The sequence below is a fragment of the Nonomuraea sp. NPDC050790 genome, from assembly GCF_044456745.1.
GTDB lineage: Bacteria > Actinomycetota > Actinomycetes > Streptosporangiales > Streptosporangiaceae > Nonomuraea.
In genome coordinates this window covers 1-24,295 of record NZ_JBITGF010000008.1, presented here as the reverse complement: position 1 = coordinate 24,295, position 24,295 = coordinate 1, and the positions used below count along the sequence as shown (strand labels likewise).

24 protein-coding genes are annotated in these 24,295 nt (G+C 73.6%); 13 read left to right on the top strand and 11 right to left on the bottom strand.

Annotated features, from left to right (window positions below):
- Window positions 1-16: 16 nt before the first annotated feature.
- A complete protein-coding gene (locus ACIBEJ_RS36355) occupies window positions 17-3,331 on the bottom strand; it encodes a BTAD domain-containing putative transcriptional regulator (protein WP_397187463.1) in 3,315 nt (1,104 codons plus the stop codon).
- 59 nt (window positions 3,332-3,390) lie between these two features.
- Here ACIBEJ_RS36355 and ACIBEJ_RS36350 point away from each other — a divergent pair, with 59 nt between their 5' ends.
- The 4 genes from ACIBEJ_RS36350 (at window position 3,391) to ACIBEJ_RS36335 (ending at window position 6,786) form a co-directional block, all read left to right on the top strand.
- Complete coding sequence (locus tag ACIBEJ_RS36350; protein WP_397187462.1) at window positions 3,391-4,596, top strand: FAD-binding oxidoreductase; 1,206 nt, start codon at window positions 3,391-3,393, stop codon at window positions 4,594-4,596.
- Entirely contained in the window at window positions 4,593-5,147 is a 555-nt protein-coding gene (locus tag ACIBEJ_RS36345; protein WP_397187461.1) for an NADPH-dependent FMN reductase, read from the top strand. Before ACIBEJ_RS36350 ends, ACIBEJ_RS36345 begins: the two co-directional genes overlap by 4 nt.
- Window positions 5,148-5,226: 79 nt before the next feature.
- Complete coding sequence (locus ACIBEJ_RS36340; protein ID WP_397187460.1) at window positions 5,227-5,571, top strand: YciI family protein; 345 nt, start codon at window positions 5,227-5,229, stop codon at window positions 5,569-5,571.
- Complete coding sequence (locus ACIBEJ_RS36335) at window positions 5,572-6,786, top strand: RNA polymerase sigma factor (RefSeq protein ID WP_397187459.1); 1,215 nt, start codon at window positions 5,572-5,574, stop codon at window positions 6,784-6,786.
- On the opposite strand, the gene ACIBEJ_RS36330 is transcribed toward ACIBEJ_RS36335, so the two are convergent.
- Window positions 6,749-8,371, bottom strand: coding sequence for a 2-isopropylmalate synthase (locus ACIBEJ_RS36330; RefSeq protein ID WP_397187892.1), 1,623 nt, complete (start codon window positions 8,369-8,371; stop codon window positions 6,749-6,751). The genes ACIBEJ_RS36335 and ACIBEJ_RS36330 overlap by 38 nt on opposite strands.
- A gap of 195 nt (window positions 8,372-8,566) precedes the next feature.
- Between ACIBEJ_RS36330 and ACIBEJ_RS36325 the strand changes: the two genes are divergently transcribed.
- Complete coding sequence (locus ACIBEJ_RS36325; protein ID WP_397187458.1) at window positions 8,567-9,334, top strand: GntR family transcriptional regulator; 768 nt, start codon at window positions 8,567-8,569, stop codon at window positions 9,332-9,334.
- Window positions 9,331-9,966: an alpha-ketoglutarate-dependent dioxygenase AlkB family protein gene (locus ACIBEJ_RS36320; protein ID WP_397187457.1), complete on the top strand. Its 636-nt coding sequence runs from the start codon at window positions 9,331-9,333 to the stop codon at window positions 9,964-9,966. The genes ACIBEJ_RS36325 and ACIBEJ_RS36320 overlap by 4 nt, the downstream gene beginning before the upstream one ends.
- Here ACIBEJ_RS36320 and ACIBEJ_RS36315 read toward each other — a convergent pair.
- The gene (locus tag ACIBEJ_RS36315) at window positions 9,953-10,726 is read right to left on the bottom strand and encodes a TetR/AcrR family transcriptional regulator (RefSeq protein WP_397187456.1); all 774 of its coding nucleotides are present in this window, start codon (window positions 10,724-10,726) and stop codon (window positions 9,953-9,955) included. The two genes, ACIBEJ_RS36320 and ACIBEJ_RS36315, sit on opposite strands and share 14 nt — an antisense overlap.
- 166 nt (window positions 10,727-10,892) lie before the next feature.
- Here ACIBEJ_RS36315 and katG point away from each other — a divergent pair, with 166 nt between their 5' ends.
- Window positions 10,893-13,151, top strand: a complete 2,259-nt coding sequence (katG, locus tag ACIBEJ_RS36310) for a catalase/peroxidase HPI (RefSeq protein WP_397187455.1) — start codon at window positions 10,893-10,895, stop codon at window positions 13,149-13,151.
- Window positions 13,151-13,615, top strand: a complete 465-nt coding sequence (locus ACIBEJ_RS36305; protein WP_397187454.1) for a tetratricopeptide repeat protein — start codon at window positions 13,151-13,153, stop codon at window positions 13,613-13,615. Before katG ends, ACIBEJ_RS36305 begins: the two co-directional genes overlap by 1 nt.
- On the opposite strand, the gene ACIBEJ_RS36300 is transcribed toward ACIBEJ_RS36305, so the two are convergent.
- On the bottom strand, window positions 13,566-15,020 hold the full coding sequence (locus ACIBEJ_RS36300; RefSeq protein ID WP_397187453.1) for a hypothetical protein: 1,455 nt from the start codon (window positions 15,018-15,020) through the stop codon (window positions 13,566-13,568). The genes ACIBEJ_RS36305 and ACIBEJ_RS36300 overlap by 50 nt on opposite strands.
- 127 nt (window positions 15,021-15,147) lie before the next feature.
- On the opposite strand from ACIBEJ_RS36300, the gene ACIBEJ_RS36295 reads away from it, so the two are divergent.
- The 3 genes from ACIBEJ_RS36295 (at window position 15,148) to ACIBEJ_RS36285 (ending at window position 17,594) form a co-directional block, all read left to right on the top strand.
- Window positions 15,148-15,810 carry a response regulator transcription factor gene (locus tag ACIBEJ_RS36295; protein WP_397187452.1) on the top strand — a complete coding sequence of 221 codons (663 nt, stop codon included), beginning with the start codon at window positions 15,148-15,150 and terminating at the stop codon, window positions 15,808-15,810.
- Between the two features lie 71 nt (window positions 15,811-15,881).
- Window positions 15,882-16,940 carry a sensor histidine kinase gene (locus ACIBEJ_RS36290; RefSeq protein ID WP_397187451.1) on the top strand — a complete coding sequence of 353 codons (1,059 nt, stop codon included), beginning with the start codon at window positions 15,882-15,884 and terminating at the stop codon, window positions 16,938-16,940.
- A gap of 84 nt (window positions 16,941-17,024) precedes the next feature.
- Window positions 17,025-17,594 (top strand): hypothetical protein, encoded by a 570-nt coding sequence (locus ACIBEJ_RS36285; protein ID WP_397187450.1) that lies wholly within the window; start codon window positions 17,025-17,027, stop codon window positions 17,592-17,594.
- A gap of 79 nt (window positions 17,595-17,673) precedes the next feature.
- Here ACIBEJ_RS36285 and ACIBEJ_RS36280 read toward each other — a convergent pair whose 3' ends face one another.
- From ACIBEJ_RS36280 to ACIBEJ_RS36255, 6 genes are all read right to left on the bottom strand, one after another.
- On the bottom strand, window positions 17,674-17,802 hold the full coding sequence (locus tag ACIBEJ_RS36280; RefSeq protein ID WP_397187449.1) for a hypothetical protein: 129 nt from the start codon (window positions 17,800-17,802) through the stop codon (window positions 17,674-17,676).
- A gap of 430 nt (window positions 17,803-18,232) precedes the next feature.
- Window positions 18,233-18,454, bottom strand: coding sequence for a hypothetical protein (locus tag ACIBEJ_RS36275; RefSeq protein WP_397187448.1), 222 nt, complete (start codon window positions 18,452-18,454; stop codon window positions 18,233-18,235).
- A gap of 97 nt (window positions 18,455-18,551) precedes the next feature.
- Window positions 18,552-19,910, bottom strand: coding sequence for an FAD-binding oxidoreductase (locus ACIBEJ_RS36270; protein ID WP_397187447.1), 1,359 nt, complete (start codon window positions 19,908-19,910; stop codon window positions 18,552-18,554).
- A gap of 60 nt (window positions 19,911-19,970) precedes the next feature.
- On the bottom strand, window positions 19,971-20,750 hold the full coding sequence (locus tag ACIBEJ_RS36265) for an IclR family transcriptional regulator (protein WP_397187891.1): 780 nt from the start codon (window positions 20,748-20,750) through the stop codon (window positions 19,971-19,973).
- 52 nt (window positions 20,751-20,802) lie between these two features.
- Entirely contained in the window at window positions 20,803-21,216 is a 414-nt protein-coding gene (locus tag ACIBEJ_RS36260; RefSeq protein ID WP_397187446.1) for an SRPBCC family protein, read from the bottom strand.
- Window positions 21,213-21,530: an ArsR/SmtB family transcription factor gene (locus ACIBEJ_RS36255; protein WP_397187445.1), complete on the bottom strand. Its 318-nt coding sequence runs from the start codon at window positions 21,528-21,530 to the stop codon at window positions 21,213-21,215. The genes ACIBEJ_RS36260 and ACIBEJ_RS36255 overlap by 4 nt, the downstream gene beginning before the upstream one ends.
- A gap of 62 nt (window positions 21,531-21,592) precedes the next feature.
- Here ACIBEJ_RS36255 and ACIBEJ_RS36250 point away from each other — a divergent pair, with 62 nt between their 5' ends.
- Window positions 21,593-22,021, top strand: coding sequence for a hypothetical protein (locus tag ACIBEJ_RS36250; RefSeq protein WP_397187444.1), 429 nt, complete (start codon window positions 21,593-21,595; stop codon window positions 22,019-22,021).
- A 4-nt stretch (window positions 22,022-22,025) separates the two neighbouring features.
- Here ACIBEJ_RS36250 and ACIBEJ_RS36245 read toward each other — a convergent pair whose 3' ends face one another.
- Complete coding sequence (locus tag ACIBEJ_RS36245) at window positions 22,026-22,832, bottom strand: acetylxylan esterase (protein WP_397187443.1); 807 nt, start codon at window positions 22,830-22,832, stop codon at window positions 22,026-22,028.
- Between the two features lie 115 nt (window positions 22,833-22,947).
- Between ACIBEJ_RS36245 and ACIBEJ_RS36240 the strand changes: the two genes are divergently transcribed.
- Complete coding sequence (locus ACIBEJ_RS36240) at window positions 22,948-24,057, top strand: PucR family transcriptional regulator (protein WP_397187442.1); 1,110 nt, start codon at window positions 22,948-22,950, stop codon at window positions 24,055-24,057.
- The last annotated feature ends 238 nt before the right edge of the window (window positions 24,058-24,295 follow it).

The window sequence follows — 24,295 nt, the reverse complement described above, 5'->3', positions numbered from 1 at the left end:
ATCCCCACGTTAGAGCCTATTGCGGCATGTTTCTTGCCGCATTGATCAGGTCTTCTCTGGTCAGATCGGTGGCCCGCGCCGCGTGGTATCGCTCCTCGCCCAGCTCCTCCAGCAGCCGCCCGGCGAGACGGTCGCGGTCGCGCCGCTCGGCCGTGGTCAGCGTGGCCGCCTCGCGCAGCTCGTCGTGGCGCGCCATCAGGCCCGCCGCCTGCTCGGGACGCCCGCCCGCCGCCAGCGCGGTGCCGAGCGCCAGCAGCCCGAGCGGGAAGCCCAGCTCCTCGCGCAGCACGTCGGAGGCGTCGAGCGCGGCCAGGCTCAGCCGCAGCGCCCGCCGCGGGTCGCCGGCGCCCTCGGCCACGAACGCCTGCTCCGCCAGCACGATCGGCAGGTACGGCGGCGGCTCCGCCACCTCGTCGGCAGGGCTGGCCATCGCCCGGATCTCGCGCAGCAGCCCGTCGGCCCGCTCCAGCTCGCCACGCTGGCGGGCGGCGAAGGCCAGCGTCATGGCGGCCAGCACCTGCGAGGGATGGTGGCCCTGAAGCCTGGCCAGCTCCAGGCCCCGCTCGCACAGCGCGGCGGCCTCGTCGTGGTCGCCGCGCTGGTAGGCCAGCCAGCCGACCCAGCCCAGCCGTCCCGCGACCTCGGCCCACAGCTCCAGTTCCTCGGCCATGCGCAGGCCCTCGCGCTGCAGCCGTTCCGCCTCCTGCGCCTCGCCGCGCAGCTCGACCGCGCCGCCCAGCCAGCCGATCGCCTCCATCAGCCCCCATCGGTCGCCCAGCCGGGTGAAGGCCGCCCTGCTGGGTTCGGCGGCGGCCACGATGCCCGCGGCGTCGCCGCGCACGTGCGCGAGCTTGGCCCGCAGGGCACGCACCGCCGCCGCGCCCCACTCGTCGCCGTGCGCGGTGAAGACCGGCAGCGCCGCGCCGGCCAGCTCCTCCGCCGCCGTCATGTCGCCCAGGTCGACCGAGGTGTAGGCCAGAAACCACTGAGCCCGCGCCTTCTCCAGCCCGCCACTTTTTCCCGGCTGGCCCGTCTTCTCCGGCCCGTCCGCGTTCTCTGACGCGTTCGCGTTCTCTGGCCCGCTCGTGTTCTGTGGCGCGTTCGTGTTCTCCGGTCCGGCCGTGTTCTCCGGTCCGGCCGTGTCGAAGGCGGCGAGGGCGGCGGCGCGGAGCGCGGCTCGGCCTGCCGCGTCGCCTGCGGTCTCCGGCCGGTGCAGGAACTCCAGGCCCGTCCGCCACGCCAGCGCCACCGCCCGCTTGAGCGGCGCGCCGCCGGGCAGGGCCAGGGCCGCCGTCAGCGAGCGCACCCCCTCCGACAGCCGTCCCCGCAGGAACCAGTACCAGCCGAGCCCTCCGGCCAGCGTCAGCGCGTCGTCGGCGGCGCCCTTCCTGACCGCGTGGCCGAGCGCCGCGCGCAGGTTGGCGGCCTCGGCGTCCAGCCGCGGCAGCCAGTGCCGCTGCTCCTCCCCCCGCAGGTACGGCTCCGCCCGCGCGGCCAGCCCCGCGTAGTGGCGGTGATGCCGGGCCTGCAGCTCCTCCAGCTCACCCGCCTCCCGCAGCCGCTGCACGCAGTAGGCGGCCACCGACTCCAGCAGCCGGTAACGCCCCTCGTGCGCGCTCACCAGCGACCGGTCGACCAGCCTGGCGAGCAGGTCGAGAACGTCGAGCCCGTCGCCGCCGCCCACCTCCTCCGCCGCCTCCAGCGAGCAGCCGTCGGCGTGCACGGCCAGCCGCCGCAGCACCGCCCGCTCCTCCTCGCCGAGCAGCTCCCAGCTCCAGTCGATCATCGCCATCAGCGTCTGCTGCCTCGGCGGAGCGCCCCGGTGCCCGGTGGCCAGCAGCCGGAACCGGTCGTCCAGCCGCTCCACGACCCCGCGTACCCCGAGGGCCCGCACCCGGGTGGCGGCCAGCTCCAGGGCCAGCGGGATCCCGTCGAGCCGCCGGCACAGCACCGCGACCGCCGCCGCGGCCTCGTCGTCGAGGGAGAAGCGCCGGTCGGCGGCGGCGGCCCGTTCGGCGAACAGCCGGACCGCGGCGGCCTGCCGTACACGCTCGGCGTCCTCGCCGGGGTCGGGCACCCGCAGCGGCGGCACGCTCCACACCAGCTCACCGGCCAGGCCGAGCGGCTCCTGGCTGGTGGCCAGCAGCCGCAGCCCCGGCGCGGCGGAGAGCAGCCGCCCGGCCAGGCCCGCGATCGGGTCGATCACGTGCTCGCAGTTGTCCAGGACCAGGACGGCGTGGCGCGAGCGCACCGTCTCGGCCAGGCGCTCGACCGGGTCGCCCGCGCCCTGAAGGCCCAGCACGGCGCCGATCGCCTCGGCGAGCCTGGCGACCGCGTCGGCGTCGCCCGGCCGGTCCACGGCGGCCAGCTCCACCAGCCACACCCCGTCGGGTGCCGAGAGGCGGTTCGCCACCTCGACGGCCAGCCGCGTCTTGCCGACGCCGCCGGGGCCGGTCAGGGTGACCAGCCGTTCCTCCCCGACCCTGGCGAGGATCTCGGCGACCGCGTCCGCACGGCCGATGATCGCGCCCAGCGGGGCGGGCACGTTGCCCTTCAGAGGGCCCGGGGAAACCGCCGCGGCGGGGGCGGCCAGCGCCGGGTCCTGCACCAGTACGGCCCGCTGGAGCGCGGCCAGCTCCGGGCCGGGGTCCAGGCCCAGCTCCTCGGCCAGCACCTCGCGGTGTGTCTCGTAGCTGGCCAACGCCTCGCTCTGGCGGCCCGAGCGGTACAGGGCGCGCATGTGGGCCGCGCGCAGCCGCTCGCGCAGCGGGTGCTCGGTCAGCAGGTCGCCCAGCTCGGCGGCGAGCGCCGCGTGCTCGCCGAGCGCCAGCCGTATTTCGGCGTGGTCCTCGCGGGCGGTGAGCCGCAGCTCGTGCAGGCGCGCGGCGGCGGCGCGGGTGAAGTCGTGGTCGGCGAAGTCGGCGAAGGCGGGCCCGCGCCACAGCGCCAGCGCCTCGGCCAGGTGCTTGGCGCGCGCCCTCGGCTCCCCGGCGGCCGACGCCTCCGCCAGCAGCGACTCGAAGTCCGCCGCGTCGCTCCGGCCGCGCAGCACATAGCCCGCGGGGGTGCCGGCGACCAGCTCGCGCGCGCCGGGCTCGGCGTCCTCCAGGATCCTGCGCAACTGCGACACCTTGACCGACAGCGCGGCCGGCGGGTTGCCGGGCAGCTCGTCGTCGCTCCACAGGTCGTCCACGAGCCGGTCGGCCGGAACCGGCCGCCCCGCGTGCACGAGAAGGTCGCTGAGCAGCCCTCTCACCTTGAGTCCCGGCACGCTGACGGCCCGGCCGCCGGACGTCCATACGGTCAGAGGTCCCAGAATGCCGAAACGCATAAGGGCCACCGTAAGTGGATGAGAAAGATTCCGTAAACGGCCTCGCGCACAGTAGGGCCATGACGCAGCAGACGCTCACCAGCGACCTCGGGTTCACCGCCTACCTGCCCGGCCAGACCGGCTACGACGAGCACCGCGGCCAGCCGTTCAAGCCGGCCATGGACGCCCGTCCCGCCCTCGTGGCCCGCGCCTTCACCGCGCACGACGTGCGCATGGCGGTGCTGGCCGCGGGTGAGCGCGGGCTCCCGCTGGCGGTCCAGGCGACCGGCCACGGCACCCACGTCGCCTCCGACGGCGGGCTGCTGCTGAAGACCACCGCCATGAACACCGTGACGGTCGACCCGCACCGCCGCACGGCCACCGTGGGCCCCGGCGCCGTCTGGGCCGATGTGCTCGCCGCCGCCGCGCCGTACGGGCTCGCCCCGCTGTCGGGCTCCTCGCCGACCGTCGGCGTCACCGGCTACACGCTGGGGGGCGGCCTCGGCTGGCTGGCCCGCAGGTACGGCTTCGCCGCCGACAGCGTCCTCAGCGCCCAGGTCGTCACCGCCGACGGCCGGATCGTCACCGCCGACGCCGAGCGCAACCCCGAGCTGTTCTGGGCCCTGCGCGGCGGCGGCGGCAACTTCGGCGTGGTCACCTCGCTGGAGTTCCGCCTGCACCCGGTCTCGGAGGTCTGCGCCGGCACCGTCACCTTCGCCGTCACCGACGCCGCCGCCCAACTGGCCGCCTACCGCGACTGGGCCGCCGCCGCGCCGCCCGAGTTGAGCACCGCGGCCGTGCTGACCAGGGAGCGCACCCTCGTGATCAAGGCCATGGGCCCGGACAGGGCCGCGGTCGAGCCGCTGCTGCGCCGCATGGGCACGGTCCTTCAGGACGACCTGCGGACCATCCCCTTCGCCGCCGCGGCCATGGGCGGCAACCCCGCCGTCACGCTGGAGCTCTACGAGAACCTGCCGGACGAGGTCCTGGAGCGCGCCGCGGACGTGGACGGCGCCGCCGTGGAGGTGCGTCACTGGGGAGGGGCGATCGCCACCCCCGGGCCCGACGCCGGGCCGGTCAGCCACCGGGGCACCGAGTTCAGCGTGATCGTCACCAAGCCCGTGGCGCTGCCGTACGCGACAGGACGGTCCTTCCTCAACTTCGCCGCCGACCCGGCGCGCACCGCGCACGCCTACACCGCGGCGAACCTGGAGCGGCTGCGCGAGGTCAAGCGCGCCTGGGACCCGGGCAACATGTTCCGCCTCAACCTCAACATCCAGCCGTGATCCGGCTCGCCGTCATCGTCGCCAGCACCCGGCACGGCCGCTTCGGCCCGACCGTCGCCGCCTGGCTGACCGCGAAGGCGAGACGCCGCGCCGACCTGGAGATCGACCTGGTCGACCTGGCCGAGACCCGCCTGCCGCCGGACCTCACCGACACGGACGAGCCCCTGCCGCCGCAGGTCGCCGCCCTGGCGCCGCGCCTGGCCGCGGCCGACGCCTTCGCCGTCGTCACCCCCGAGTACAACCGCAGCTTCCCCGCGCCGCTGAAGACCGCGATCGACTGGTTCTACGAGGAGTGGCGGGCCAAGCCCGTCGCCTTCGTCGGCTACGGCCGCGAGTCCGGCGGGCACCACGCCATCGGCCAGTTGCGCCAGGTCTTCACCGAACTCGACGCCGTCGGCATCCGGGAAGCGGTCACGCTGCCGTGCTACTGGGAGCTGTTCGCCGCCGACGGCACCTGGCCCAAGGCCACCGCGCCCTGCAACGCCGAGCTGAACCACATGCTGGAGCGGCTGAGCTGGTGGGCGCACACGCTGCGCGAGGCGCGGCCCTGATCTTTGAGTATTCTCCCTCGTAGACGTCGAGAAGCGCCGCCTCGCTCCGACTCAGGGGTGACACGAGAGGAGCACGCGCATGAAGTACATGCTGCTGATCTACAACAACGCCGAGTCGCGCAAGGCGATCGAGGCGGACATGGACACCGTCATGGCCAAGGTCGACGAGCTCATGGACGAGCTGCGGGCCTCGGGCGAGTTCGTCGGCGGGATGGCGCTGACCGAGTCCTCGCGCACGGTCAAGGTCAGGGACGGCGTGCCGATCGTCACCGACGGCCCGTTCCTGGAGGCCAAGGAGCTCATGGCCGGCTACCTCACCGTCGACGTCGACAGCATGGAGCGCGCGACCGAGATCGCCGCCCGCTGGCCGGACGCCGCGCTGTGCGCCATGGAGATCCGCCCGGTCATCGACGAGGTCAAGTAGGTGAAGTCCGTCGAGGACCTGCTCCGCGAGCTCGCGCCTCAGGTCCTCGGCGCCCTCGTGCGCCGCTACGAGCAGTTCGACGCGTGCGAGGACGCCGTCCAGGAGGCGCTGCTGGAGGCGGCCGTCCAGTGGCCGGAGCGGGGCCGGCCCGACAACCCGCGCGCCTGGCTCGTCACCGTCGCCTCCCGCCGCCTCATCGACCAGGTACGCAGCGACGCCTCCCGGCGGCGCAGGGAGGAGACGGTCTCCGCCTGGGCCGGCCCGGAGCCGGAGGAACCGGTCCCCGACCAGGACGACACGCTCACGCTGCTGTTCCTGTGCTGTCACCCGGCGCTGTCGGCGCCCTCGCAGCTCGCGCTCACGCTGCGCGCCGTCGGCGGCCTCACCACCGCCGAGATCGCCCGCGCCTTCCTGGTGCCCGAGGCCACGATGGCCCAGCGCATCAGCCGCGCCAAGCAGAGCATCAAGGCCGCGGGCGCGCGGTTCACGCCGCCGCCGGAGGGCGAGCGGGCCGAACGGCTCCGCGTCGTCCTGCACGTGCTCTACCTGATCTTCAACGAGGGCTACACCGCCAGCTCGGGCCCCGAGCTGCACCGCACCGACCTGACCGCCGAGGCCGTCAGGCTGACCCGCGCGGTACACCGGCTGCTGCCCGGCGACGGCGAGGTCGCCGGGCTGCTGGCGCTCATGCTGCTCACCGACGCCAGGCGGCCCGCCCGCGCGGGGGCGGACGGCCGCCTGATCCCGCTGGCCGAGCAGGACCGCTCGCTCTGGGACCAGGAGATGATCGCCGAAGGCGTCGGCCTGGTCAGCGCCGCGCTGGCCGGCACCGCCCTCGGCCCCTACCAGCTCCAGGCCGCGATCGCCGCCGTCCACGACGAGGCGCCCAAGGCCGAGGAGACCGACTGGCCGCAGGTCCTCGCCCTGTACGAGCTTCTGGTCGGCGTGTCGGACAATCCCGTCGTGCGGCTCAACCATGCCGTCGCGGTCGCGATGGTGCGCGGGCCACGGGCCGGGCTGGCGCTCGTGGACGCGCTGGCCGAGCCGCTTTCCGGGCATCACCGGCTGTACGCGGTGCGGGCCCACCTGCTGGAGCTGGCGGGGGAGCCGGAGGCGGCCGGCGACGCCTATCGGGAGGCGGCCCGCCGTACCACCAGCCTGCCCGAGCAGCGCTATCTCACGGAGAGGGCCGAACGGGCGCGAGCGAGCGGTTGACCGCCGACAGCACGGCCCGCACGGACGCGGTCAGGACGCAGGTGTCCTGCCCGGCGCCCCACCAGGTGGCGCCGTTCACGCGGCACTCGGCGTAGGCGGCGGCCGGGCTGTCCTGGCCGGTCGTGGTGGCGTGCTCGGTGTGGCCCAGGATCTCGACCTCGATCCCGGCCCGCGCGAGCACGCGGGTCAGGGCGTCCAGGGGGCCGGTGCCCGAGGCGCCGCCCAGCGCGCAGGTGAACGTGTCGTGCGTCGCGCTCCACGCGCCCAGGTCCACCTTGCCCACGTGGCCCGGAGTCAGGTAGGTGGCCGTGAACAGCTCCCACAGGTCCTCCGGCGTGGCCTCGCGCCCGCTGGCGTCGGTGGCGCGCTGCACCACCTGCGAGAAGTCGGCGCGCAGCCGGGCGGGCAGGTCCAGGCCGTAGCCGGTCTTGAGCAGGTGGGCGATGCCGCCCTTGCCCGACTGGCTGTTGACCCTGATCACCGCCTCGTACGTGCGGCCGACGTCGGCCGGGTCGATCGGCAGGTAGGGCACCTCCCAGTGGCCGCCCGCGTGCCGGGCCAGGCCCTTGCTGATGGCGTCCTGGTGGGTGCCGGAGAAGGCGGTGTAGACGAGGTCGCCGCCGTAGGGGTGGCGGGGGTGGACCGGGAGGCGGTTGCAGTGCTCCACGACCTCGCGGACCCGGTCGATGTCGGAGAAGTCGATCATCGGGTCGACGCCCTGGGCGTACAGGTTGAGCGCCAGCGTGACCAGGTCCACGTTCCCGGTGCGCTCGCCGTTGCCGAACAGGCATCCCTCCACCCGCTGCGCCCCGGCCAGCACGGCCAGCTCCGCGCAGGCCACGCCGGTGCCGCGGTCGTTGTGCGGGTGCACCGACAGGATCACCGAGTCGCGCCTGGACAGGTTGCGGTGCATGTACTCGATCTGGTCGGCGTACACGTTCGGCGTGGCCGCCTCGACCGTCGCCGGCAGGTTGTGGATCACCGGCCGGTCGGGGGAGGCGTCCCACAGCTCGGTCAGGCCGTCGCAGATCTCCAGGACGAAGTCGGGCTCGGTCAGGTTGAACACCTCGGGCGAGAACTGGAACCTGGTCGAGTCACTCGCCAGCCGGGCCACCGAGGCGGCCGCCTTCCTGATCATGGCGTGCACCTCGTCCCTGCCCCGCCCGAGCACCACCTCCCGCCAGACCGGCGCCGTCGCGGTGTACAGGTGCACGACCGTGCGCGGCAGCCCCTCGATCGAGGCGATCGTCCGCTCGATCAGGTCCCGCCGGGCCGGGGTGAAGACGACGACCGTCACGTCGTCGGGAACGTCGCCCTTCTCCGCCAGATGCCGCACGAAGTCGTAGTCCGTCTGGCTGGCCGACGGGTAGCCGACCTCGATCTCCTTGTAGCCCATGCCGGTGAGCAGGTCGAACATGCGGCGCTTGCGCGGGGTGTCCATGGGCTCGGCCAGCGCCTGGTTGCCGTCGCGCAGGTCCACGGGCACCCACAGGGGAGCGGCCTCGATCCGGTTCGCCGGCCAGCGGCGCCCGGTCAGCGGCACCTCGACCCGCTCCTCGATAGGCCGATATTTCCGGTACGGCATGCCGCTCGGGCGTTGCGGATTCACGGGTTCTTCCTCTTTCGTCGTTCTGCCTGGGAAGACCGGCAGCACGGCACCCCGCGGCGGGGTGCCGGTCTCGATCAAGCCCCGCCGCGGCAGCCGAGAAGAAGCCCGGTGTACGACATGCCGGGTATAGTGGCACAGACACAACTCCTCAGACAACCTGAGAGGTGCACGATGCCGCTCGGCGCCCTCCGCCCGAGCCCCCTCGTGGAGCAGGCCACCGAGGCGCTGCGCGCGGAGATCGCCGCGGGCCGCTGGCCCGTCGGCGCCAAGCTCCCGGGCGAGACGACGCTGGCCGGGCAGCTCGGGGTGGGCCGCTCGACCGTCCGCGAGGCGCTCCGCGCGCTGGCCGGGGCCGGGCTGGTGCGGCCCAGGCAGGGCTCGGGGGTCTTCGTGACGGCGACGGAACCCCTGGAGGACTGGCCCGCCCGGTTGCGCCGGGCGGCCATCGGGGACGTGTACGAGGTGCGCATGCTCGTCGAGGTACAGGCGGCCAGGCTCGCGGCCCACCGCCGCACCGAAGCCGACCTCGCCACCCTGCAGACCGCCCTGTCCACCCGCCGCGCCGCCGCAGGGGAACTGTCCGCGCGCGGCACCGCCGTGGCGGATCCGCACGCCCGCGCCGTCGCGGGGGAGGCGGACGGTCGTGGCGCCGCGGGAGAGGCGGACGCCCGGTTCATCGACGCGGACATCGCGTTGCACGCGGCCGTCGTCGCCGCCGCGCACAACCCGGTGCTGACCGACCTGTTCGCCGAGTTCGTGCCCGCGCTGCGCAAGGGCCTGATCGACCTGCTCGACCTGCTGGACGTCCGCGCCCACGAACACGGTCACGGCGACGCCGCCCACGCCGCCCTGGTCGAGGCGGTAGCCGCGGGGGACGCCGACGCGGCGGGCGCCATCCTGGAGCGGGAACTCCTCGAAACCCTGGCGCACCTGCGATGATCCCGCTCCCGCCGCGCGAGGTCGCCCCCGGGGCCGTGCACGTGCCCGGCTGGCTGGGCCTGGACGAGCAGCGCGCCCTGGTCGAGTCCTGCCGGGCGTGGGCGAAGGGCCCGGTCCCGATCCGGCACACCGTGCTGCCCGGAGGCGGCGTCATGTCAGTGCGGACGGTCTGCCTGGGCTGGCACTGGCAGCCGTACCGGTACACGCGCACCGCCGACGACGTGAACGGCCGCCCGGTGGCCGCCTTCCCCGAGTGGATGGCCGAGATGGGCCGCCGCGCCCTGGCCGCGACGCTGCCGGACCTCGCCGCCGGCTACGCCCCCGACACCGCCCTGATCAACTTCTATGACGACCAGGCCAGAATGGGCATGCACCAGGACAAGGACGAACGTTCCGACGCCCCGGTGGTCTCGCTGAGCGTCGGCGACGCGTGCCTGTTCCGGTTCGGGAACACGCGCACGCGCGGCCGGCCGTACACGGACATCAGGTTGGAGTCCGGTGACCTGTTCGTCTTCGGCGGACCCTCGCGCTTCGCCTACCACGGCGTGCCGAAGGTCTACCCGGGCACCGCCGACCCCGCGCTCGGCCTGCGCGGACGGCTCAACGTCACCATGCGCGTCACCGGCCTGTGACGCCGTCCAGGAGCGTGTCGAGGCTGCCGGCGAAGGTGCGCCGCGCCACCTGCTCCAGGTAGGGGACCTCGCCTTCCGCCACGGGTACGGCGTCGCCCCGCTCCAGCCACGACACCGAGGGGAAGCGCCCGGCGAAGTCGGGCGCCACCTCCAGCAGCAGCGCGGAGCGCGCCCGCCACCACTCCTCGTCGGACACGCCCGTGGCGGCGGGCGCCTGCCGGGTCTCGGCGACGGTACGCGCCGCCCCGCGCACCACGTCGACCAGCGCCGCGACGACCCCGCGCAGCCGCTCGGGCGGCAGCCCGGTCCCGCGCAGGATCCCGGTCACGGTGTCGATCATCGTGAACTCGTTCGGCCCCAGCACCGGCCGCGCCTGCGACACCTGAAGCACCCACGGGTGCCGGATGTAGAACTCCCGCAGATCGTGCGCCCAGGCGACGGCGGCGTCACGCCACCCGCGCTCGACCGGGTAGGTGGCGGGCAGCTCGCCCAGGACCCGGTCGTACATGAGGTCGATCAGCTCGGTCTTGCTCGGCACGTAGGTGTAGAGCGCCATCGCGGTCCGCCCCAGCCGCTCGCCGACCGCCCGCATGGACAGCGCCGCCATCCCCTCGGCGTCGGCGACCTCGATCCCGGCCGCGACGATCGCCTCGACGCTCAGCCCCGGCTTGGGCCCCGGCCGCGCCGCCCTGCGCTCCTCCGTGCCCCACAACAACGCCATGGTACGGCGGGCGTCACCCTGCCCCGCGTAGACGACCACCCGCGACCCCCTGCCGCCCAAGATCTCTTTACACCCTAAGGATAACGACCGGCGCGCCGTACCGGACCGGACCTGAGGCGGGCCGGAGGGGAGGGTTATGTTGGCTGGGGTATGTGCCCCCGATGCGTGACCAAGTGATCAGGTAGTTCGGTTCGGAAGGAAGCACATGAGCGACAACCAGGACAACGCCCCCACCAGCGCGCAGGGCGCGGACGAGCAAGCGGCGCCCGGCTCCGTGACCGCGCATGGCAGCGAGAGCGAGAACCCGGCCATCGACTCGCCGACTCCGAAGACCGGTGGCCGCCCGCACACCAACCGCGACTGGTGGCCCAACCAGCTCGACCTCTCGGTGCTGCGCGCCAACTCCGCCAAGGGCAACCCGTTGCCGGAGGGCTTCAGCTACGCCAAGGAGTTCGCCAAGCTCGACGTCGAGGCGCTCAAACGCGACCTCGTCGAGGTGCTCACCACCTCGCAGGACTGGTGGCCCGCCGACTTCGGCCACTACGGCGGCCTCATGATCCGGATGAGCTGGCACGCTGCGGGCACGTACCGCATCCAGGACGGCCGCGGCGGCGCCGGCGACGGCGCCCAGCGCTTCGCCCCGCTCAACAGCTGGCCCGACAACGCCAACCTGGACAAGGCCCGCCGCCTGCTGTGGCCGGTCAAGCAGAAGTACGGCCAGCAGATCTCGTGGGCCGACCTGCTCGTGCTGGCCGGCAACGTCGCCCTGGAGTCGATGGGGTTCAGGACCTTCGGCTTCGGCTTCGGCCGCGAGGACGTGTGGGAGCCCGAGGAGATCTTCTGGGGTCCCGAGGACGCCTGGCTTGGTGACGAGCGCTACGTCACCGACACCGAGATGGCGCCGCACGTCGGCGCGACCGAGATGGGCCTCATCTACGTCAACCCCGAAGGCCCCCGCGGCAACGCCGACCCGGCCCAGGCGGCCCACTTCATCCGCGAGACCTTCGCCCGGATGGCGATGAACGACGAGGAGACCGTCGCCCTGATCGCCGGCGGGCACACCTTCGGCAAGACCCACGGCGCCGGCATCGCCGACGACCACGTGGGGCCGGAGCCCGAGGCCGCGCCGATCGAGGCCCAGGGCCTGGGCTGGCTGAGCAGCTACGGCACCGGCAAGGGCGCCGACGCGATCACCAGCGGCCTGGAGGTGACCTGGACCGACGTCCCGACCCGGTGGAGCAACCGCTTCTTCGAGATCCTCTTCGGGTACGAGTGGGAGCTCACCACGAGCCCCGGCGGCGCCAAGCAGTGGGTCGCGAAGGACGCCGAGGCGATCATCCCGGACGCCCACGACCCGGCCAGGAAGCACCGGCCGACCATGCTCACGACCGACCTGTCGCTGCGGGTCGACCCGGCCTACCGGGAGATCTCCCGCCGGTTCATGGAGAACCCGGAGGAGTTCGCGCTGGCCTTCGCCAAGGCCTGGTACAAGCTGCTGCACCGTGACATGGGTCCGGTCAGCCGCTTCCTGGGGCCGTGGGTCGCCGAGCCCCAGTTGTGGCAGGACCCGGTGCCGGCCGCCGACCACCCGCTCGTGGGCGAGGCCGACGTCGCCGCCCTCAAGGCGAAGGTCCTGGAGTCCGGCCTCACGACCGCCCAGCTCGTCTCCACCGCCTGGGCCGCGGCGGCGAGCTTCCGCTTCACCGACAAGCGCGGCGGCGCCAACGGCGGCCGGCTCCGTCTCGAACCGCAGCGGAGCTGGGAGGTCAACCAGCCCGCCCAGCTCGCGACCGTGCTGGACACGCTCGCGGGCATCCAGCGCGAGTTCAACGAGGCGGGCGGCGCGAAGATCTCGCTGGCCGACCTCATCGTGCTGGCCGGCTCGGCCGCCGTCGAGAAGGCGGCCCGGGAGGCGGGCGTGACGGTGACGGTGCCGTTCCGGCCCGGCCGTACCGACGCCACCCAGGAGCAGACGGACGTGGACTCGTTCGCCGTGCTGGAGCCGCGCGCCGACGGGTTCCGCAACTACCTGCGCCCCGGGGAGAAGACCCAGCCTGAGGTGCTGCTGCTGGATCGGGCGTACATGCTGAACCTCACGCCGCCCGAGATGACCGTGCTCGTCGGCGGCCTGCGCTCGCTCGGAGCCAACGTCGGCGGCGCCCAGCACGGCGTGCTCACCGACCGTCCGGGCGTGCTCACCAACGACTTCTTCACCAACCTGCTCTCCCCGGGGACCCGGTGGAAGGCGTCGCAGTCGCAGGAGCACGTGTACGAGATCCAGGACGTGCGCACCGGCGAGCGGAAGTGGACCGCGACCGCGGTCGACCTGGTCTTCGGCTCCAACTCCCAGCTCCGGGCCCTGTCCGAGGTGTACGCCAGCCAGGACGCCCGCGACAGGTTCGTGACCGACTTCGTCGCCGCCTGGACGAAGGTCATGGAGCTCGACCGGTTCGACCTGGCCTGATGACCGACGATCCGACGATGGCCAGGATCGGCCAGGGGGTGGAGTTACACCACCACCAGGGGCGGCGTGAGGCGGCCCGCGACCTGTTCGCGCGGGTCTGGGAGGACATCGGCGGGGAGCGGGGCGACCCGCTCCACGTCTGCGTGCTCGCGCACTCGATGGCCGACGTCCAGGACGACGTACGCGAGGAGCTGGCGTGGGACCTGCGGGCGCTGGCCGCCGCCGACCTCCTCACCGAGGAGCGGGTCGGACAGGCCGGGGTCATGCTGCCGGTGGCGGGGCTGTACCCGTCGTTGCACCTCAACCTGAGCGAGTGCTACCGCAAGCTCGGCGATCTGGACCGCGCCCGCGAGCACTTCCACCAGGCGCGGGCCAGGATCGGCGTCCTGGACGACGACGGGTACGGCCGGCTCGTCAGGGGCGGCCTGGAACGGCTGGCCGAGCAGTTGGGCGAGACCTCCTGACCGCCGTCGCCGCCCCCAGGACGAGGGCGGCATAACCGCAGGCCACCGCCAGCCCCGCCCACGGCGCGAGCGGGTAGGGGGAGGGCCCCGCCGCCACGTGCGCGTACGCCGGGACGCTCTGCGTGATCGCGAACCCGGCGGCGGGGGTGAACGCCGGCAGCCACGGCGCCACCCCCGCGCCCGTCACCCCCGCGCCCGCCACCAGGTGCGGTACGACGACCAGCCCGACCGCCAGCCCGGCGGCCACGACCGCCCGTCTGACCAGCACGGCCAGCCCCACCGCCAGGACGGCGGCGACCGCGGCCAGCAGCGCGTAGCCGACGATCACCCGGGCCCCGATGCTGGGCGAGATCGGCTGGATCGGGTTCTGGTTGGCGCGCAGCAACGCCAGACCGGCGGGGACCACGACCCCCGCGGACACCAGCCCCGCCACGAACGCGACCGCCCCGGCCACCGCCGCTCCCGCCGGCGGATCCCTTCGGATTCCGCGCCCGAACACGACCGCCGCCACCAGCACCGGGATCAACCCCAGGGCGCCGCCGACCAGCGTGAGGTCGGCCCGCAGCCCGCCCTCCACCGTGGCGGGCCCGATGTCGCCGCCCCCGGTCACCAGCAGCCGGTCGCCCGACTCCACGGCCGCGCCCGGGTGGTGCGGGGTCTTGCCGTCGGACTCCAGGACGACGCCGACGTCGTCGTGCCGCCACGGGCCGCTCATCCCCTTCACCTGGTCGAAGGTGGCCGTCACCTGGGCGAACGCCTGCGCCGACTCCCACAGCACACCCGGTGAGGTGGCGAACAGCCCGATCTCGACCGTCTCCGGCAGCCCGGCCAGCCTGACCGTGCCGACCTCGGTCCACGTTCTGCCGTCGTCGGACTCGTGGCCGCTGACGAGTTCGCCGGACCTGGTGAGCCGCAGCCACTGCGGGCCGTTGTGCGGGCCGCCGGCCACGTCGTGAACGTAGTCGTGCTGCATCCGCACGCCGTGGCCGCCGGTGAGCATGACGGCGGCGTACGGCGTGCCCTGCTCAAGGCTCTGCCTGACCAGAATCCCGGCCTTCGCCCACGGCACCACCCCCTCGGCCACGTTGCGCACCCCGGGAACGGCGTCCGGCAGCCGGATCTGCCCGGTCATGCCCACCACCCGGGCGATGAGGCTGCCGTCGCCCTTCAGCGGCTGGTGGACGTAGAAGTACTTGTCCCGCACCGCCGTACCGTCGGGTCCCAGCAGGGGCGCGGGACAGGGGCCCTCGCCCTTCCCCGTCACGCAGGAGGTACGGGCGCCGGCGGCGACCAGCAGGCCGAGCGACACGGTGACCAGCACGGAGGCCACCATCGCGAGCGTCAGGCCGCGTGCGGCGCGGAACCTGCGCCACTCCGCGAGGAGCCCGGAAAAGTGAGGCGTCATGCCGGAGTTTGTACGCGGCGCCCGGTTCCGGCGGGGTCTCGGCGGCTGCGACCCGGCTGGAACCCGGGGTCTGGCATCCTCGACGCATGGCTCCCCAACCCCCCAGCCCGATCGGCGGTGGGCGCCGGTGAGGGTGCTCGTCGCCGAGGACTTCGAGGTCCTCGCCCGCTCCCTGGGGACCGGGCTGCGCCGCGAGGGCATGGCCGTCGACGTCGTCCTGGACGGCGTCGCCGCCCTCGACCGCCTGGCCGTCACCCGCTACGACGTGGTGATCCTCGACCGCGACCTGCCCGGCGTCCACGGGGACGAGATCTGCCGGCGCCTGGCCCGCGAACGCCGGGAGACCCGCGTGCTGATGCTCACCGCCTCGGGCACGATCGAGGACCGCGTCACCGGGCTCGGCCTCGGGGCCGACGACTACCTGCCCAAGCCGTTCGCGTTCGCCGAGTTGGTGGCCCGCGTGCGTGCCCTCGGCCGCCGCGCCACCCCGCCGCTGCCGCCGGTCCTGACGTACCGGGACATCACGCTCGATCCGGCCCGCCGGGCGGCGTCCAGGGGCGGGCGGCGGCTCGACCTGAGTCCCCGGGAGTTCGCGCTGCTCGCCTGCCTGCTCGCGACGCCCGGCGTGGTCGTCTCCGCCGAAGAGCTGCTCGAACGGGTGTGGGACGAATCCGCCGACCCGTTCAGCAGCGCCGTCAAGCACACCGTGCACCGGCTGCGGGCCAAGCTCGGCGACCCGCCCGCGATCGAGACCGTCCGCGAGGGCGGCTACCGCATCGGAGGACCATGACCGGGCGCCGGCCGACCTCGCAGCGGTCAACCTCGGGGCGGCCGCGTTCGGGAGGGCCTGCGCGCCGGTCGTTGCGCCGGCGGCTCGCGCTCGCCTACGCGGCGGGCATCTACGCCGCGGGCGTCCTCGTGCTCGTGGCCGTGGACGTCCCGCTCGCCACCGTCCAGATGTCCAGGCCCGTGGGCGGCCCGCCACAGGGTACGGTCGCCGAAGCGGGACCCGGGATCGGCCTGCCCCAGCTCCTCGCGGGCTCCGCGCTCGCCCTGGCCCTGCTGGTCCCGCTCGCCCTGGCGCTCGGCTGGCACGTCGCCGGCCGATTCCTGCGCCCGCTGAACGCCATCACCGCCACCGCCGAGATCATCTCCGCCGGAAACCTCCACCGCCGCCTCGACCTCGGCGAGCCCGCCGACGAGCTCACCGAGCTCGGCCACACCCTCGACGGCCTGCTCGCCCGGCTCCAGGCGGCCTTCGACGCCCAGCGGAACTTCGTCGCCAACGCCTCCCACGAGCTGCGGACCCCCCTCGCCGGCCAGCGCACCCTGCTTGAGGTCGCCCTCGCCGACCCCGACGCCGACGCCGGTACCCTGCGCGCCGCCTGCCAGGAGGCGCTGGAACTCGGCGAGCACCAGGAGCGGCTCGTCGCGGCGCTGCTCACGCTGGCCACCAGCGAGCGCGGCGTCACCCGCTGGGAACCCGTCGACCTGGCCGAGGTGGCCGGGGGAGTGCTGGCCACCCGCCGTGACCAGGCGGCCCGGGCAGGGGTGGGCGTGGCCGTACACCTGGAGCCCGCGCCTACTACCGGCGACCGGGGACTGCTCGACAGCCTCGTCGCCAACCTCGTCGACAACGCCATCCGCCACAACCGGCCGGACGGCCACGTCCGGATCACCACGCGGGCCGAGGGCGCGCGGGCGGTCATCACCGTCGCCAACACCGGGCCCGTCATCCCCGATGACCAGGTCGGCCGCCTGTTCCAGCCCTTCCAGAAGCTGGGGTCCGGCCGCGGCGGCGGCCATGGTCTCGGCCTCGCCATCGTGGACGCCGTCGCGCAGGCGCACCACGCCACCCTCGTGACCGGCGCGCCCCCGGACGGCGGCCTGTCGATCACCGTGCGGCTCGGCGCTGGATGAGAGGTCTCTCACGGTCGTGTCAGTGAAGTCTCATCGCCCGGCTGAAGGCTACTGGCAACCGACGGACGGACGAGGAGAGCGGACATGGGCAAGATCAAGCTGGTGCTGGCGGGTTCGGCGCTCGGGTTGGGGCTCGGTGCGGGGGCGCTGGCCGTACCCGCGCTGGCGGAGGAGCGGACGTGCCGCGGCTCCATCGGCGCGAGCACCCTCGACAACGTACGCGTCCCGCAGGGCGCGACCTGCACGCTCACCGGCACGCGGGTGAAGGGCACGGTCAAGGTGGAGCGGAACGCGGTCCTCGTGGCCCGCGGCGTGAACGTGATCGGCAACGTCCAGGCCGAGGGCGCGCGGGCCGTCACCGTGACCGGCAAGTCCACGGTGGGCGGCAGCGTGCAGGTCAAGCAGGGCGGCGCGGCGAAGGTCAGCTCGTCGCGGGTCGACGGCGACATCCAGTACGACGCCAACCGCGGCCGGCTGCAGGCGGCGGGAAACCGGGTCGGCGGCAGCATCCAGATCGTCGGCAACCGCGGACGGGCGCTGGTGCAGCGCAACACGGTCAAGGGCAACCTGCAGTGCAAGGAGAACAGCCCGGCGCCGACCGGCGGCGGCAACGTGGTGGGCGGCAACAAGGAGGACCAGTGCGGCCGCCTCTGACCACCTGAGGACGGCGCCGCGACCGTCGAAACAGGGCGGGGAGCCCGTGGGCGAGCGGGTTGTTTCTGAGCGTCAGCGGCTAGGGACGGCTGGCCCGGATCTCCGTCACGGTGAAGGCGTCGGCGACGTGCCCGTCCTGAAGCAGAAACCCGATCACCCCCGCCACCGCCTCCGCCGCATGGGCCGCCCTGACCTTCCCGCTCAGCACGTAGACCAGCGGCGTGGAGGGCTGGGCGAGCGCGAAGCCGCGGTCGTGCCGGTGAAGATCCCGAAGCGTCCTGACCGGGATCGGCCGCGCCGTGGTGAACCAGGCCGCGACCTCCCACAGATACAGGGCCGGATCGGCGACGGCGGAGGCGGCGTAGCAGTCGACGCAACCGTGCCCGGCGTGGCGGCCGTGCGGACAGGTCCACTGGGCGGCCTCGGCCCGGCTCTGCTCACGGCCCCCCAGCGTCGCCGACTCGGTGACGCGGCGCCGCCGTTCCGGCAGGTCGCTGATGGTGATCGAATCCTTCCCACCGTCGTCCCCCCACCCTAACCCGCCCGATCAGGGAGCTTCCCCGCACACACGCCGAAGCACCCGCCCAGGGCACCGGATGTGACACGAAGTGGGGGTTCTTGGCGGGTTGCCTGCTGTTCTACCAGCGTGCCTGTCTTGCAGAACATCGTTCGGCAACACCGAACGAATCCGAAGCTCGCGACATGACGACCACCAATGACGTCGCCGTGAGTGCCATGCCTAAAGTGATGTGCGGCTCGGGCCCTTTCTCGGGTTGCTGTACCTCGACCATCCTGGCGGTCTTCGCGGCCTCCAATCCGCTGGCCAACGCGATCAGCGCGCCCATCTCCGGCTGGATCATGGACCTGCACGGCCCGTGGGTGCTCCAGGGCTGGCAGCTCGTCTTCGTGCTGGAGGGCATCCCGGCCATCCTGCTGGCGTTCGTCACCTATGGGTGGCTACGCGATGGCCTTGCCGGGGTTGAGGAGGTCGCGCGGGTCCAGCGCCGCCTTGATCGCCCTCTGTGTACGGCGGGCCGTCTCACCCAGCTCCCGCTCCAGCCAGGACCGTTTGAGCAGCCCGACCCCGTGCTCACCGGTGACCGTGCCGCCCAGGCGCAGGGCCAGGGCGACGATGTCGTCGAAGACCTGGAAGGCCCGGCGCTCGGCCTCGGCGTCGCCGTGGGGATAGACGACGGTCGGGTGCATGTTGCCGTCCCCGGCGTGCCCGAAAAGTCCCACGGTCAGACCCCGGTCCCGCGCGATCGCCTCGACGCCCTCGATCAGCTCGACCAGCCGCGGCAACGGCACCGCCACGTCGTCGAGCAGCGTCGCGCCCAGGCGCTCCAGCGCCGGGTAGGCGAGCCGGCGGGCCTGCATGAGCATCTCGGACTCCGCGGCGTCGTCGGCGACGATGACCTCGTCGGCCCCCGCGCACGCGCCCTCGATGCGGCGCAGGTCCTCCTCACGCGGGGAGTCGGACTGGGCGATGACCATCGCCGCGGTGCCTGCCTCGATGCCGAGCGGCTGCCAACACTCGATGGCGCGCAGCGTGGTGGCGTCGATGATCTCCAGGATCGACGGCTCGGCGCCGGAGTCCAGGATGGCCGTCACCGCCGCCCCGGCCGCCGCGGCCGAGCCGAACTGGGCCACGACCGTACGCGGCGGCGCGGGGGCCGGGCGCAGCGCCAGCGTGAGCTCGGTGATCACGGCCAGCGTGCCCTCGGAGCCGACCAGCAGACCGGTCAGGTCGTAGCCGGCGACGCCCTTGACCGTGCGCCCGCCGGTGCGCAGCACCGAGCCGTCGGCCAGCACGGCTTCGAGGCCGCGTACGTAGTCGCCGGTCACGCCGTACTTCACGCAGCACATGCCGCCGGCGTTGGTGGCGGCGTTGCCGCCCACGGTGCACATCTCGTAGCTGCCGGGGTCGGGCGGGTAGAACAGGCCGTGCCCCGCCACGGCCTTGCGCAGGTCGGCGTTGATCACGCCGGGCTGCACGGTGGCCAGGCGCTCGGCCCGGTCGATGCTCAGGATCCGGTTCATCCGCTGGGTGGACAGCACCAGGCAGCCGTCGACGGCGTTGGCCGCCCCGGCCAGGCCGCTGCCGGCGCCGCGGACCACGATCGGCGCGCCGTACGCGGCGGCCGTGGTGACGGCGGCGGCCACCTGGGCGGTGTCCTCGGGCATGGCGACGGCGGCCGGCAGCCCGGCGGGCAGGCCGGGGGCCTGGTCGCGGCGGTAGGAGTCCATGACGTCGGCGTCGTCCAGCACGGTCAGCCCGGGGACGGCCGCGCGCAGCGCGGCGGCGAGGTCAGCCATGTCGGCGGGCGGGGCGGGTCAACATGCGGCTCCGTTCGGTGGTGCAGAACATGGTTCAGTCTAGCGCCCGCTGTAGAGCGCGGTGAGGCGGGCCGCGTGCGTGCGGACGGTGTCGCCGATCTGGTGGATGCGCCACACGGGCAGGTCGAGCTTGAGCCCGGTCACGCTGATCGCGCCCGCCACCTCACCCCGATGATCGCGTACGGCGGAGCCGACACAGAAAACGCCCTCCGCGTCCTCCTCGTCGTCCACCGAGTAGCCGCGCCGCCGGATCTCGGCCAGGTCGGCCAGCAGCGCCGCCGGGTCGGTGATGGTGTGGGCGGTGCGCGCGGGCAGGCCGTACCGCTCGATGACCCGCGCGGACTCCGGCTCGGGCAGCTCCGCCAGCAGGGCCTTGCCGAGCCCGGTGCAGTGGGGCGCCTCGCGGTGGCCCATGTGCAGGTCGAAGCGGACCGCGGACGGCGCGTCCACCCGGCCGACGATGACCGCGAAGCCGCTGTCGGGGACCGCGACCCGCGAGGACATCCCGGTCTCCGCGGTCAGATCATCGAGAACCGGGCGGGCCAGGTCGCGTAGCGACACCTGGGCCATCGCGTTCTCGCCCAGGCGGGCCAGGGCGAGCCCGAGCCGGTAGCGGCGGGCGGCGCCCTCGCCCTCGGAGGCCACGAAACCGTGCATCTCCAGGGTCTGCAGCGTGGAGAACGTCGCGCTCTTGGAACCGCCGACCTCGCGGGAGACCTCGGTCACGGTCCTGCCGTCGCGCTGGGCCAGGCACTCCAGGATCTCGACGGCGCGCGAAACGCTGCGCACCTCGTAGCGCTTGTCCAGTTCGTTCGTCATCACCGAACAAGCGTGTCCGAACGCGGAAACCGTTGTCAACCGCACTGTTCGGTTAAGCAGAGGGCTGTTCTGTGATGTCGAACAGCCTGCGCAACGTGTGCTCCCAGCCCGCGCCGGTCTCACCCTCCAGTACGGCCGGCAGCCCGCTGTGCCGGACCGTCACCACCGTCGCGTCACCGTCCTCGGCCAGCGTCACCTCCACCAGAGACGACCCCGGCGGCACCGCGGGCACCCCGGGGGCGGGCTCCCACCCGAAGGTGAAGACGACCCGCTCGTACGGGACCAGCTCGACGAACTCGCCCAGCATCACCGGCCGCGGTCCTCCCTCCATCGCGACCCGGAACACGCCCCCGGGCCGGACGTCCGCCTCGGCCTGCCCCCACCAGCGCGCCAGCCGTACCGGATCGGTGAAGTGGCGGTAGACGGTCTGCCGGCGCGCGGCGATGCGCACGCTCCGCTCGATCATGAGCCCCCCTGCTCTCGTTCCTCCAGCTCGGCGGCGTGCTTGAGCCGGTCGAGCCGGTCGTCCCACATGTCCTGGATGAAGCGCGCCGCCTCGGACAGGCCCTCGCGGCGCAGCCGGTACAGGCGGCGGTTGCCGTCGCGGCGCACCCCGAGCAGTCCCGCCGACGTCAGCACCCGCAGGTGCTGGGAGACGGCCGGGCGGCTGATGCCGGGGAAGTGGCGGGCCAGGTCGCCCGCCGCCACCTCGCCGTCGCGCACCAGCAGGAGGATGGCCCGCCGCGTGGGATCGGCCACGGCGCGCAATGCCTCGTCCACCCCAGAGTTCCCTTCCGCCGCCGACCTGTGTAAGTATTTAAGCACATTCTTACACAGGAGGCATGATGACGGACAGGCGGCTGGACGCGCTGGCAGGGCACTGGATCTCGCGCGGGCGGACGGTGGGCGAGGCCGTACCCATCAGCGGGACCGACACCTACGAGTGGCTGGCGGGCGGGCACTTCCTCGTGCACCGGGTGGACGTGCGGATGGGAGAGGAGAAGGTCGAGGCCATCGAGATGATCGGCCCCTACGACCCGGACGGCGACTGCTGGCCGGCGCGGGCCTTCGACAGCTCGGGCCACTACGGCACCATGCGCGCCACCGTGGACGGAGACGGCGTGTGGACCTTCGCCGGCGAGAGCGAGCGGGCCACCCTGCGGATCGCGCCGGGCGGCGACGCCATGTCGGCCTTCTGGGAGCGCACCGAGGACGGCACGTCCTGGACGCACTGGATGGACATGGAGTTCACCCGCAGCACCCCCGTGTGAGGCGTCACCGGCTGACCAGTGCGTTGCGGCGTACGTCGGACCAGGTGCGGCGGTCGGCGCAGATGCCGCAGTCCTGGCCGGTGAAGACCGTGCGCGCCTCGGCGTCGTCCATGAGCTGCCAGCGGAACCAGGCCGTCGTCGGCGCGGCGAACGGGCCCGGGTCGCCCGCCACCGTGATGTGCCCGGCGCCGCGCAGCTCGCCGTACACGGCGGGGATGTGGTCGGCGTCGTGGTAGAAGGCCCTGACGAGGGCGGGCCAGACGATGGCGTCGTACTGCCCGGCCATGAGGAAGGCGGGGCCGTGCACGGCGTCGATGTCGGCCAGCGGCCCCGGCTGGATCGGCACGATCGTGTCCACCCGCGGGTCCGCGCCGACCACGATGGCGGCGGCGCCGCCCTGGGAGTGGCCGGCGGCGCCGATCCGGTCGAGGGCGACGCGGCCGTGGAAGACGCTGGAGGGGTCGGCGTGGCGGGCGGTCAGAGCGTCGATCCCGGCGCGCATCGAGATCCCGAGGTTGGACATCGGCGTGTTGGCGGCCGAGACGATGAACCCGTGGGAGGCCCACCGCAGCAGCAGCTCGCGGTAGACGACCGGGGCGGCGCCGGTGCCGTTGCCCCAGACGATCACCGGGTGGCGCAGCGTGCTGCGGGCGATGTCGCGCGGGTAGTAGAGCGTGTTGACGGCGCCGATCTCGACGGCCGTCGCGTACGGCCCGGGCCCGGCCCAACCGGCCTCGGCATGAGCGGGAGCGGGAGCGGCGGTGACGGTCGCGGACAACACCAGTAAGGCGACGAGCAGGCGGCGGAACACGGCGTCCTCCAGAGCTGGGGGGTTTGGCTCGATCGTGACCGCGCCCGCGCCCGCCGTCAGTCCGCACCTGCGGCAATCATTGACGGTGCGGTTTGTGCAATGTGACGATCCGCTGATGGCAGACCTGCACACCCGCATGGCCCCGCGCGTCCGCGAGCTCACCGGCGAGGTGGTCGCCCGCTGCGCCGCCGGGCTGCCCTTCTACCGCGACCTGCCGCGCGAGGTGCTGGAGGGCGAGGTCACCAGGTCGGTCACGGCCGTGTTCGGCCTGCTGCTGCGCGCGTTGCGGCGGCCGGACGCGGTGGGGCCCGGCGACCTGGCCAGGCTCATCGAGTGGTCGGCCCGGCGGGCGGAGCAGCGGGTTCCCCTGGAGGCGGCGCTGGCGGCATACCTGATCGGCGCCGAGGTGTGGTGGCGGGCGCTCGGCGCGGCCGCCGAGCCGCACGAACTGGCCGAGGCGGGCGCGGGCCTGCTCGGCTGCCTGCGCACGGCCATGCCCGCCGTCGCCCTGGCCCACCAGCAGGCGCTGGAGGACATCAGGGGAGAGGACAAAAGGGTACGGCGGGCGCTGCTGGCAGCCCTCCTCGGCGGCCGGCCCCACGAGGCGCTGGCCGAGGCCGCGGGCGTCGACCTTGGGCAGACGCACGAGGTCGTCTGCTTCGCCTTCGACCAGACGCCGCCCCCGAGACTGGTGCAGTCGGCCCTCGACGCCCACGCCGGCACGCTCGTCCTGGCCGACCACGCCGAGGGCATCGCCCTCCTGCCCTCCGCCGGGCCGGAACTGGTGGAGACGCTGGCCGCGGCCGTGGGCGGCAGGCCGCTGCTCGCCGCCGCGGCGGCCACCGGCCTGGCGGGCGTCCCGCAGGCCGCCGAGGAGGCCCGAAGGGTCCTGGAACTGGTGCGGCGGCTCGGCCGGCCGCCCGGTCTGTACCGGTTCGACGACGTCCTGGTGGAGTACCAGCTCGCCCGCCCCGGCAGCGGCCTGGAGCGCCTGGCGGCCAAGCTGGATCCGCTGGACGGGCACCCGTACCTGCTGGAGACGCTGCGCGCGTACGTCAGGCACGGGCACAACCGCCGCCAGACCTCCCTGGACCTGCACATCCACCGCAACACGCTCGACTACCGGCTGCACCGGGTCGCGGCGCTGACCGGCCTGGACCTGACCGTCCCCGCCGAGGCCCGCCTCCTGGAGGCCGCGCTCACCGCCCGCGCCCTGAGGCCCTGACCTACGCGCGGCCCACGACATCTCCAAATGAGGGCATCGCGATTCGCGCGAAGGATAAATTCCTTACCGGCGTACGCCGAATGTTCCCGCCTTTCGGCGACAAGGCTGATTTCTTGACCTTGGATCGCCTAAATTCCCGCGAAGGAGCTGTGAAAGGCGCAGATAGCGTCTTTCTCATGACCTCGTGCAGAGTGCTGGCCGTGGTACTGGCCGGTGGACAGGGAAAGCGCCTACTCCC